Here is an 11,113-nt window from a genome sequence, read left to right on the forward strand (position 1 = left end):
GTCGGCACGGGCCAGGCCGGTACCGGCCGCGCATCTCGAAGACGAAAGTATCCACTGGTGAGTGAGACAACGCATGACGGCAGAGTCGCGGTGAGCGCCGCCCCGCCGTCCGACGAGGGCCTCACGGCGGCGGACCTCGCCGCCAAGTACGGGCTGGCCGTCAGCGGCGCCCGGCCGTCGCTGGGGACGTACGTACGTCGGCTTTGGGGACGGCGCCACTTCATCCTGGCCTTCTCCCAGGCGAAGCTGACCGCCCAGTACAGCCAGGCCAAGCTGGGCCAGCTCTGGCAGGTGGCCACCCCGCTGCTGAACGCCGCGGTGTACTACTTCATCTTCGGCGTGATCCTTAACGCCAGCCGGGGCATGTCGCACGCGGTGTACATCCCGTTCCTGGTCACGGGCGTCTTCGTCTTCACCTTCACGCAGAGCTCGGTCATGGCGGGCGTGCGCGCGATCTCCGGCAACCTCGGCCTGGTCCGCGCCCTGCACTTCCCGCGCGCCTCCCTGCCGATCTCCTTCGCGCTCCAGCAGCTGCAGCAGCTGCTGTTCTCGATGCTGGTGCTGTTCGTCGTGGCCGTCGCCTTCGGCAGCTACCCGGACCTGTCCTGGCTGCTGATCGTCCCGATCCTGGCCCTGCAGTTCCTCTTCAACACCGGCCTCGCGCTGATCATGGCCCGGGCGGGCGCCAAGACCCCGGACCTGGCCCAGCTGATGCCGTTCGTGATGCGGACGTGGATGTACGCGTCCGGCGTGATGTTCTCCATCCCGGTCATGCTCGCCGACAAGCCGCAGTGGGCGGAGAACGTCCTGCAGTGGAACCCGGCCGCGATCTACATGGACCTCATGCGCTTCGCGCTGATCGACGGCTACGGCTCCGAGAACCTGCCCGCCAACGTCTGGGCGGTGGCGGGCGGCTGGGCCGCGCTCGTCGCGATCGGCGGCTTCGTGTACTTCTGGAAGGCGGAGGAGAGGTACGGCCGTGGCTGAGAGCAGTCCCGAGCGGAACACCGGCGAGCGCGTCCCCACCGTCGTCGCCGACGAACTGCACATCGTCTACCGCGTCCACGGCGCCAAGACCGGCAAGGGCAGCGCCACCGCCGCCCTCAGCCGCATACTCAAGCGAGGCTCCGACGACGCCAAGAGCGGGGTGCGCAAGGTGCACGCCGTACGCGGCGTCTCCTTCGTCGCCTACCGCGGCGAGGCCATCGGCCTGATCGGCTCCAACGGCTCCGGCAAGTCGACCCTGCTGAGGGCCATCGCCGGACTGCTGCCCGCCGAGAGCGGCAAGGTCTACACCGACGGCCAGCCGTCCCTGCTCGGTGTGAACGCGGCCCTGATGAACGACCTGACCGGAGAGCGGAACGTCGTCCTGGGCGGGCTCGCCATGGGAATGTCCCGCGAGGAGATCAAGGACCGCTACCAGGAGATCGTCGACTTCTCCGGCATCAACGAGAAGGGCGACTTCATCACCCTCCCGATGCGCACCTATTCCTCCGGCATGGCGGCCCGGCTCCGCTTCTCCATCGCCGCCGCCAAGGACCACGACGTCCTCATGATCGACGAGGCGCTGGCCACCGGTGACCGCAAGTTCCAGAAGCGCTCTGAAGAACGCATCCGGGAACTGCGCAAGGAAGCCGGCACCGTCTTCCTGGTCAGCCATAACAACAAGTCGATCCGCGACACCTGCAATCGCGTCCTGTGGCTGGAGCGCGGTGAGTTGCGCATGGACGGCCCGACCGAAGAGGTCCTCAAGGAATACGAGAAGTTCACGGGGAAATAGCCCGATCTGTCCCGGGCCCCGCCGGAGCCTTTCCGGCGGGGCCCGGCGTCTGCAAAGGAAACGTCAACTCCGGCCCGCCGTAGGAATCTTGTCGCAAATCGGTGTGTTGTTGTGATGTGCGGGACACCCGGGCGCTCCTTGCCGCGTTGTACAACGTAAGCTGTACCGGTCCCGCGAAAGCGGCAAGTGGGGCGATAATGCGCGACACCCCCCGTCCGGGCCGCCCGGCGGACGGCCAGGCGGCGTGTCCGAAATAGTGTGTATTGGGTCGGCAGTGTAGAACGGGAGATGTGACGGCAATGGCTACGGAAACTCCCCAGCTCAACGCAGCACGTGCCGTCCCCGCCCCGGGTAGCGCGCGGTGACGGGAACCGACACGGCCCGCCCCGGTGATCCGGAGCGCGGCACGCTCGACAAGGCCGCGCACGAGAACTTCCCCGTGGCCCCGTTCTTCCTGCCCAAGACCTGGCGCGACGACCTCATGTCCGTCTACGGCTTCGCGCGCCTCGTCGACGACATCGGCGACGGCGACCTGGCCCCCGGCGGCGCCGACGCCCGCCTGCTCGGCGTGTCCCCCGAGGACGCCGAGGACCGCCTGCTGCTCCTCGACGCCTTCGAGGCCGACCTGCGCCGCGTCTTCGACTCCACCCCGCGGCACCCGCTCCTGCGCCGCCTCCAGTACACCGTCGGCCGCTGCTCCCTCACGCCCGAGCCCTTCCTCGGCCTGATCGCCGCCAACCGCCAGGACCAGCTGGTCGCGCGGTACGAGACCTACGACGACCTCCTCGCGTACTGCGAACTGTCCGCCAACCCCGTCGGGCGCCTCGTCCTCGCCGTCACCGGCGCCTCGACCCCCGAGCGGATCCGCCTCTCCGACTCGATCTGCACCGGCCTCCAGATCGTCGAACACCTGCAGGACGTCGCCGAGGACCTCGGCCGCGACCGGATCTACCTGCCCGCCGCCGACATGAAGCGCTTCCACGTCCAGGAGGCCGACCTCGCCGCGACCGCCACGGGCGCATCGGTGCGCGCACTGCTCGCACACGAAGCCCAACGCGCCCGTGACCTCCTGAATGAAGGCGCCCCCCTGGTGGGTAGCGTCCACGGCAGACTGAAGCTGCTGCTCACAGGGTTCGTGGCGGGGGGAAGGGCGGCGATCCGCGCGATCGCCGCCGCCGACTACGACGTACTTCCCGGCCCGCCCAAGCCCGGCAAGGTCCAGCTGCTGCGCGAGGTGGGCGTGATCCTGCGAGGAAAGGGGTGATCCGGACCGTGGAGTCGGCACCACACGTGTCCGCACCGGTACTCGCCGCCTACCGCTACTGCGAGACCGTCACCGGGCAGCAGGCCCGCAACTTCGCGTACGGCATCAGGCTGCTGCCGACGCCCAAGCGCCGCGCGATGTCGGCGCTCTACGCGTTCTCCCGGCGCATCGACGACATCGGCGACGGCGCGCTGGCCGACGACGCCAAGGTCGCGCGGCTCGAGGCCACCCGGGCGCTGCTCGCGCGGATCCGCGAGGGAGCGGTCGCCGAGGACGACACCGACCCGGTGGCCGTCGCGCTCACGCATGCCGCACAGGCGTACCCGATCCCGCTCGGCGGCCTGGACGAGCTCATCGACGGCGTCCAGATGGACGTGCGCGGCGAGCACTACGAGACCTGGGACGACCTGAAGGCCTACTGCCGCTGTGTGGCCGGCGCCATCGGACGGCTCTCGCTCGGCGTCTTCGGTACGGAAGCGGGGGCGCGCGGCGCCGAGCGCGCACCCGAGTACGCCGACACGCTCGGGCTCGCGCTGCAGCTCACCAACATCCTCAGAGACGTCCGCGAGGACGCGCAGGGCGGCCGTGTCTATCTGCCCGCCGACGACCTCGCGAAATTCGGCTGCTCGGCCGGCTTCGCCGGACCGACACCGCCCAAGGGTGCCGACTTCGCGGGCCTGGTGCACTTCGAGGTGCGGCGGGCCCGCGCCCTGTTCGCCGAGGGCTACCGCCTGCTGCCCATGCTCGACCGGCGCAGCGGCGCGTGCGTCGCCGCCATGGCCGGGATCTACCGGCGCCTGCTCGACCGCATCGAGCGCGAGCCGGAGGCCGTGCTGCGCGGCCGCGTCTCGCTGCCCGGCCGCGAGAAGGCGTACGTCGCCGTGCGCGGACTGTCCGGCCTGGACGCCCGGCACGTGTCCCGACGGACCGTCGGGAGGCGCGCCTGATGGACAATGTGGGCCAAGGTGGCACTGTCGGAGAAGTGCGTCAGGCAACCCTCCGCTCGGTGGCGGCGTCCCTGACTGCGACTGCCATGGCCTGCCGTGCGCCGTATTCCCTGCACAGCGGGCGCGCACGGAAGGGTGCACGATGACCGACGGCAGGCGGCCGGACGCGCCGCACGCTGACACCCCGGCACACGCCGGCCGCAGTGCCGTCGTGGTCGGCGGCGGTCTGGCCGGGATCACGGCCGCGCTCGCGCTCGCCGACGCGGGCATGGAGGTCACCCTGCTCGAAGGCAGGCCGAGGCTGGGCGGCCTCGCCTTCTCCTTCCGGCGCGGCGAGCTGACCGTCGACAACGGCCAGCACGTGTACCTGCGTTGCTGCACCGCCTACCGCTGGTTCCTCGACCGCATCGAGGGCGCCGCGCTGGCACCACTGCAGGAACGTCTCGACGTGCCTGTTCTCGACCTTGCCAAGCCCGAGGGACGGCGGCTCGGCAGGCTGCGGCGCGACCCGCTGCCCGTGCCCCTGCACCTGGGCCGCAGCCTCGCCACCTACCCGCACCTCTCGCTCGCCGAGCGTGCCGCGGTCGGGCGTGCCGCGCTCGCGCTCAAGGGGCTCGACCTCGCCGATCCGACCCTGGACACCCAGGACTTCGGCAGCTGGCTGGCCGCGCACGGCCAGTCCGCGCGTGCCATCGAGGCCCTGTGGGACCTGGTCGGGGTCGCCACCCTCAACGCGGTCGCGGGCGACGCCTCGCTGGGGCTCGCCGCGATGGTGTTCAAGACCGGTCTGCTGTCCGACCCGGGCGCGGCCGACATCGGCTGGGCGCGCGTCCCGCTGGGCGACCTGCACGACCGGCTGGCCCGCAAGGCGCTCGACTCCGCGGGCGTGCGCATCGAGGTCCGTACACGCGTCACCTCCATCTCTCACAACGGAAACGGGAGTTGGAGCGTTCAGGTTCCCGGCGAGACGCTGTCGGCCGACGCGGTCGTCCTCGCCGTACCCCAGCGCGAGGCGCACGACCTGCTGCCGGCCGGGGCCCTCGACGCCCCCCGGCAGCTGCTGGAGATCGACACCGCACCGATCCTCAACGTCCACGTCGTCTACGACCGCAAGGTGCTCGCCAAGCCGTTCTTCGCGGCCCTCGGCACCCCCGTGCAGTGGGTCTTCGACCGCACCGAGGCCTCGGGACTGCGCGACGGTCAGTACCTCGCCCTGTCCCAGTCGGCCGCGCAGGACGAGATCGACGCGCCGGTCGCCGTACTGCGCGAGCGCTACCTGCCCGAGCTTCAGCGGCTGCTGCCGGCCACGCGCGCGGCGGACATCAAGGACTTCTTCGTGACCCGGGAGCGCACGGCGACGTTCGCCCCCACCCCTGGCGTCGGGCGGCTGCGGCCCGGCGCACGCACCAAGACCCCCGGCCTGTACCTGGCCGGAGCGTGGACCGCCACCGGGTGGCCCGCGACCATGGAGAGTGCGGTCCGCAGTGGTGTGAGTGCGGCGGACGCCGCCCTGCGCGCCCTGGGCCGGCCCCGCCCCCGCCATCTCTTCGAGTTCGAGGAGGCGGCCTGATGATCGATCAGCAGGCGGCAGGCTCCCGCACCCCCGGTACCGCAGAAAGAGGAGAGACTGTGCCCACTGTGCCCCCGGCCACGAAGGCTGCCGACGCGGTGGACGTGACCGCGCTTCTGGAGCGCGGCCGGACCCTGGCCACACCGGTACTGAGGGCGGCCATCGACCGCCTCGCACCTCCCATGGACACCGTCGCCGCCTACCACTTCGGCTGGATCGACGCCCAGGGCAACCCCATGGCAGGCGACGGGGGCAAGGCCGTGCGCCCCGCCCTCGCCGTGCTGTCCGCCGAGGTCACCGGCGCCGCACCCGAGATCGGAGTCCCCGGCGCCGTCGCCGTCGAACTGGTCCACAACTTCTCGCTGCTGCACGACGACCTGATGGACGGCGACGAGCAGCGCCGGCACCGCGACACGGTCTGGAAGGTGCACGGCCCCGCCCAGGCCATCCTCGTCGGCGACGCCCTGTTCGCCCTGGCCAACGAGCTGCTGCTGGAGCTCGGCACGGTCGAGGCCGGCCGCGCGACCCGCCGCCTGACCACCGCCACCCGCGCCCTGATCGACGGTCAGGCGCAGGACATCTCCTACGAGCACCGCGACCGCGTCAGCGTCGAGGAGTGCCTGGAGATGGAGGGCAACAAGACCGGCGCCCTGCTCGCCTGCGCCTCCTCCATCGGCGCGGTGCTCGGCGGCGCGGACGACAAGACCGCCGACACACTGGAGAAGTACGGCTACCACCTGGGCCTCGCCTTCCAGGCCGTCGACGACCTCCTCGGCATCTGGGGCGACCCGGAGTCCACCGGCAAGCAGACCTGGAGCGACCTGCGCCAGCGCAAGAAGTCCCTGCCGGTCGTGGCCGCGCTCGCCGCGGGCGGCTCCGCCTCCGCGCAGCTCGGCGAGATGCTCGCCGCCGACGCCGTGAGCAGCGACTTCGAGAGCTTCTCGGAGGAGGAGTTCGCGGCCCGCGCCGCCCTCATCGAGAAGGCCGGCGGCCGCGAGTGGACCGCCGAGGAGGCACGTCGCCAGTACAGCATCGCCCTCGAAGCCCTCGACGCCATCGACATGCCCGACCGGGTCCGCGACCAGTTCGCGGCGCTCGCCGACTTCGTCGTCGTACGAAAGAGATGAGCACCATCGGTCGAATAGCTCTCGCGTAGTCGCCGGCCGGTGCCGCGGGCAGGACCCGCGGACCGGCCGACGGCGGACCCACAGCAGCACGACGGACACGACTGCACGAAGGGGAAGCCATGACAGCGACGACCGACGGAAGCACCGGCGCCACCAAGCCGCCGCACGCTACCGCGGCCAGCGAAGCCGACAGCACCCCCGCGGCGGCCGGGGTACGCCAAGCCGCCGTACGTGCCACCCGGCGCGCCACCGACTTCCTGCTCGCCCTGCAGGACACCGAGGGCTGGTGGAAGGGCGACCTCGAGACCAACGTCACGATGGACGCCGAGGACCTTCTCCTCCGCCAGTTCCTGGGCATCCGCGACGAGGAGACGACCCGCGCCGCCGCCCTCTTCATCCGCGGCGAGCAGCGCGAGGACGGCACGTGGGCCACCTTCTACGGCGGCCCCGGCGAACTCTCCGCCACCATCGAGGCATACGTCGCCCTCCGCCTGGCCGGCGACGCGCCCGACGCCCCCCACATGGCGAAGGCCTCCGCCTGGGTCCGCGAGCAGGGCGGCATCGCCGCCTCCCGAGTGTTCACCCGCATCTGGCTGGCCCTGTTCGGCTGGTGGAAGTGGGAGGACCTGCCCGAACTCCCGCCGGAGCTCGTCTACTTCCCGAAGTGGATGCCGCTCAACATCTACGACTTCGGGTGCTGGGCCCGGCAGACCATCGTGGCCCTGACGATCGTCTCCGCCAAGCGCCCGGTCCGGCCGGCGCCCTTCCCGCTCGACGAACTGCACACCGACCCGGCTCGGCCCAACCCGCCCAAGCCCTTCGTCCCGGTGGCGAGTTGGGACGGTGTCTTCCAGCGCCTGGACAAGGCGATGCACCGCCTGCGCCCGGTCATGCCGCGCCGGCTGCGCCGGGCCGCGATGAACACCGCCGCCCGCTGGATCATCGAGCGCCAGGAGAACGACGGCTGCTGGGGCGGCATTCAGCCGCCGGCCGTGTACTCGTTGATCGCCCTGCACCTGCTCGGCTACGACCTCCAGCACCCCGTGATGCGCGAGGGCCTCGCCTCGCTGGACCGTTTCGCCGTATGGCGCGAGGACGGGGCCCGGATGATCGAGGCCTGCCAGTCGCCGGTGTGGGACACCTGCCTGGCCACCATCGCGCTCGCCGACGCGGGCGTGCCCGCCGACCATCCGCAACTCGTCAAGGCGGCCGACTGGATGCTCGGGGAGGAGATCGTCCGGCCCGGCGACTGGGCCGTGCGGCGGCCCCAACTCCCGCCCGGCGGCTGGGCGTTCGAGTTCCACAACGACAACTACCCCGACATCGACGACACCGCCGAGGTCGCCCTCGCACTGCGCCGCGTCCGCCACCACGACCCCGAGCGCCTGGAGGGGGCGATCGGGCGTGCGGTGCGCTGGAACCTCGGGATGCAGTCGAAGAACGGCGCCTGGGGCGCCTTCGACGTCGACAACACCAGCCCCTTCCCCAACCGGCTGCCGTTCTGCGACTTCGGCGAGGTCATCGACCCGCCGTCCGCCGACGTCACCGCGCACGTCGTCGAGATGCTCGCCGTCGAGGGCCTGTCCCACGACCCGCGCACCCGGCGCGGCATCGAGTGGCTGCTCGCCGAACAGGAGCCGGACGGCTCGTGGTTCGGGCGCTGGGGCGTCAACTACGTATACGGCACGGGGTCGGTGGTGCCCGCGCTGACCGCCGCCGGACTCCCCGGCTCGCACCCGGCGATCCGGCGCGCGGTGACCTGGCTGGAGAGCGTCCAGAACGACGACGGCGGCTGGGGCGAGGACCTGCGCTCCTACAAGGACGTCAAGGAGTGGAGCGGCCGCGGCGCCTCCACCGCCTCGCAGACCGCGTGGGCGCTGCTCGCGCTGCTGGCGGCGGGGGAGAAGGACTCCAAGGCCGTGGAGCGCGGCATCGAGTGGCTCGCCGCCACCCAGCGGGAGGACGGCTCCTGGGACGAGCCGTACTTCACCGGCACCGGCTTCCCCTGGGACTTCTCCATCAACTACCACCTCTACCGGCAGGTCTTCCCGCTCACCGCACTCGGCCGGTACGTGCACGGCGAACCCTTCGCCGACAAGCCCGCGGGGAACCCCGACGCGAAGCCGCTCGCCGGAGCCGAGGGGAGCTGATGAGCGCACAGCCCGCTCCGGCCCCGCTGCTGATCGCCTGCGCGCTCGGCATCGAGCACCTCGCCCTGCGCGCGGGGGAGCGCGGCGGCCCTGGCGGGCCGGTCACCGTGCTGCGCACGGGCATGGGGCCCAAGGCGGCGCAGCGGTCCGTCACCCGGCTGCTGGCCGACCCGGCGCTGGCCTCGGCCGCCGTGCTCGCCACCGGTTTCTGCGCGGGCCTCGCCCCCGGTATGCACCCCGGCGATCTGGTCGTCGCCGAGGAGACCAGGGACCCGGGCGGAAACGTCCCGTGCGTGGGCACCGAACTGCTCGTCAAGGAACTCGTACGGACGCTGCCCGGACGGACCGTCCACACCGGACCCCTCACCGGCTCCGACCACGTCGTCCGCGGAACCGAACGGTCCGATCTGCTGGCGACCGGCGCGATCGCCGTCGACATGGAGTCGGCGGCCACGCTTCTGAGCGCCGTGCGCGCGGGCGCGCGCCCGGTTGCGGCCGTACGGGTGGTCGTGGACGCTCCTGAACATGAACTGGTCCGGATCGGCACGGTGCGCGGTGGAATATCGGCTTTCCGCGTCCTTCGTTCCGTCCTTCCCGCTTTCTTCGAATGGCACCGTTCTTTGCTGCTCCCCCGGAGGTGAGCCAGATGGCCATGCCGCTGCGCCAGTCCATCAAGGTCGCGACGTACCTGGCTGAACAGAAGCTGCGCAGGCGGGACAAGTTTCCGCTCATCGTCGAGTTGGAACCACTCTTCGCCTGCAACCTGAAGTGCGAGGGATGCGGCAAGATCCAGCACCCGGCCGGCGTGCTCAAGCAGCGGATGCCGGTCGCGCAGGCGGTGGGAGCGGTGCTCGAGTCCGGCGCGCCGATGGTGTCCATCGCCGGCGGAGAGCCCCTGATGCATCCGCAGATCGACGAGATCGTGCGCCAGCTGGTGGCCAAGCGGAAGTACGTCTTCCTGTGCACCAACGCCCTGTTGCTGCGCAAGAAGATGCACGAGTTCAAGCCGTCACCCTACTTCGCCTTCGCGGTGCACATCGACGGGCTGCGCGAGCGGCACGACGAGTCCGTGGCGAAGGAGGGCGTGTTCGACGAGGCGGTGGCGGCCATCAAGGAGGCCCAGCGGCGCGGTTTCCGGGTCACCACCAACTCGACCTTCTTCAACACCGACACTCCGCAGACCGTCGTCGAGGTGCTCAACTTCCTCAACGACGACCTCAAGGTCGACGAGATGATGATCTCGCCCGCCTACGCCTACGAGAAGGCCCCCGACCAGGAGCACTTCCTCGGCGTCGAGCAGACCCGCGAGCTGTTCCGGAAGGCCTTCGCGGGCAACAACCGCCGCCGCTGGCGGCTCAACCACTCCCCGCTCTTCCTGGACTTCCTGGAAGGCAAGGTCGACTTCCCGTGCACCGCATGGGCGATCCCGAACTACTCGCTCTTCGGCTGGCAGCGCCCCTGCTACCTGATGAGCGACGGATACGTGCCGACGTACCGCGAGCTCATCGAGAAGACCGACTGGGACAAGTACGGCCGCGGCAAGGACCCGCGCTGCGCCAACTGCATGGCGCACTGCGGCTACGAGCCCACCGCCGTCCTCGCCACCATGGGCTCCCTCAAGGAGTCGCTGCGCGCCCTGAGCGAGACGATCTCCGGAAACCGGGAGTGACTCAATGACCGCCGTCTCCTTGGGAGTTCCCGAGGTACCTGCCCGGCCGCTCGCCGAGCGGCGCGTGTCGCGGCAGATCCACGTCGGTCCGGTGGCGGTCGGGGGCGGGGCGCCGGTGTCGGTGCAGTCGATGACGACGACCCGTACGTCGGACATCGGTGCCACGTTGCAGCAGATCGCGGAACTGACCGCGTCCGGCTGCCAGATCGTGCGCGTGGCGTGCCCGACGCAGGACGACGCGGACGCGCTGGCGACGATCGCCCGGAAGTCGCAGATCCCGGTGATCGCGGACATCCACTTCCAGCCGAAGTACGTCTTCGCGGCGATCGAGGCCGGTTGCGCGGCGGTGCGGGTGAACCCCGGCAACATCAAGCAGTTCGACGACAAGGTCAAGGAGATCGCGCGGGCGGCCAAGGACCACGGCACCCCGATCCGCATCGGTGTCAACGCGGGTTCGCTGGACCGGCGTCTGCTGGAGAAGTACGGCAAGGCGACCCCTGAGGCGCTGGTGGAGTCGGCCCTGTGGGAGGCGTCGCTCTTCGAGGAGCACGACTTCCGGGACATCAAGATCTCGGTCAAGCACAACGACCCGGTCGTGATGATCGA

At 70.8% G+C, this 11,113-nt stretch carries 11 protein-coding genes; all 11 read left to right on the forward strand.

What is annotated here, in order from left to right:
- Positions 1-57 precede the first annotated feature (57 nt).
- On the forward strand, positions 58-987 hold the full coding sequence (locus ABZ910_RS22955; protein WP_361368074.1) for an ABC transporter permease: 930 nt from the start codon (positions 58-60) through the stop codon (positions 985-987).
- On the forward strand, positions 980-1,780 hold the full coding sequence (locus ABZ910_RS22960) for an ABC transporter ATP-binding protein (protein WP_361368078.1): 801 nt from the start codon (positions 980-982) through the stop codon (positions 1,778-1,780). The genes ABZ910_RS22955 and ABZ910_RS22960 overlap by 8 nt, the downstream gene beginning before the upstream one ends.
- A 361-nt stretch (positions 1,781-2,141) precedes the next feature.
- The gene (gene hpnC / locus ABZ910_RS22965) at positions 2,142-3,044 is read left to right on the forward strand and encodes a squalene synthase HpnC (protein WP_361368081.1); all 903 of its coding nucleotides are present in this window, start codon (positions 2,142-2,144) and stop codon (positions 3,042-3,044) included.
- Positions 3,041-3,991 carry a presqualene diphosphate synthase HpnD gene (gene hpnD, locus ABZ910_RS22970; RefSeq protein ID WP_361368084.1) on the forward strand — a complete coding sequence of 317 codons (951 nt, stop codon included), beginning with the start codon at positions 3,041-3,043 and terminating at the stop codon, positions 3,989-3,991. Before hpnC ends, hpnD begins: the two co-directional genes overlap by 4 nt.
- Positions 3,991-4,137, forward strand: a complete 147-nt coding sequence (locus ABZ910_RS22975; protein WP_361368087.1) for a DUF6380 family protein — start codon at positions 3,991-3,993, stop codon at positions 4,135-4,137. The genes hpnD and ABZ910_RS22975 overlap by 1 nt, the downstream gene beginning before the upstream one ends.
- A complete protein-coding gene (hpnE, locus tag ABZ910_RS22980; protein WP_361368090.1) occupies positions 4,134-5,561 on the forward strand; it encodes a hydroxysqualene dehydroxylase HpnE in 1,428 nt (475 codons plus the stop codon). The genes ABZ910_RS22975 and hpnE overlap by 4 nt, the downstream gene beginning before the upstream one ends.
- Positions 5,561-6,688, forward strand: coding sequence for a polyprenyl synthetase family protein (locus tag ABZ910_RS22985; RefSeq protein ID WP_361368093.1), 1,128 nt, complete (start codon positions 5,561-5,563; stop codon positions 6,686-6,688). The genes hpnE and ABZ910_RS22985 overlap by 1 nt, the downstream gene beginning before the upstream one ends.
- A 119-nt stretch (positions 6,689-6,807) precedes the next feature.
- Positions 6,808-8,838 carry a squalene--hopene cyclase gene (gene shc / locus ABZ910_RS22990; RefSeq protein ID WP_361368096.1) on the forward strand — a complete coding sequence of 677 codons (2,031 nt, stop codon included), beginning with the start codon at positions 6,808-6,810 and terminating at the stop codon, positions 8,836-8,838.
- Positions 8,838-9,479: a 1-hydroxy-2-methyl-2-butenyl 4-diphosphate reductase gene (locus tag ABZ910_RS22995; RefSeq protein WP_361368099.1), complete on the forward strand. Its 642-nt coding sequence runs from the start codon at positions 8,838-8,840 to the stop codon at positions 9,477-9,479. The genes shc and ABZ910_RS22995 overlap by 1 nt, the downstream gene beginning before the upstream one ends.
- 5 nt (positions 9,480-9,484) lie before the next feature.
- A complete protein-coding gene (gene hpnH / locus ABZ910_RS23000; RefSeq protein ID WP_361368101.1) occupies positions 9,485-10,507 on the forward strand; it encodes an adenosyl-hopene transferase HpnH in 1,023 nt (340 codons plus the stop codon).
- 4 nt (positions 10,508-10,511) lie between these two features.
- Positions 10,512-11,113: flavodoxin-dependent (E)-4-hydroxy-3-methylbut-2-enyl-diphosphate synthase (locus tag ABZ910_RS23005; protein ID WP_361368103.1), on the forward strand; the 602-nt coding region annotated here is incomplete at its 3' end.

Origin of the sequence: Streptomyces sp. NPDC046805, from assembly GCF_040645355.1 — a bacterium.
GTDB lineage: Bacteria > Actinomycetota > Actinomycetes > Streptomycetales > Streptomycetaceae > Streptomyces.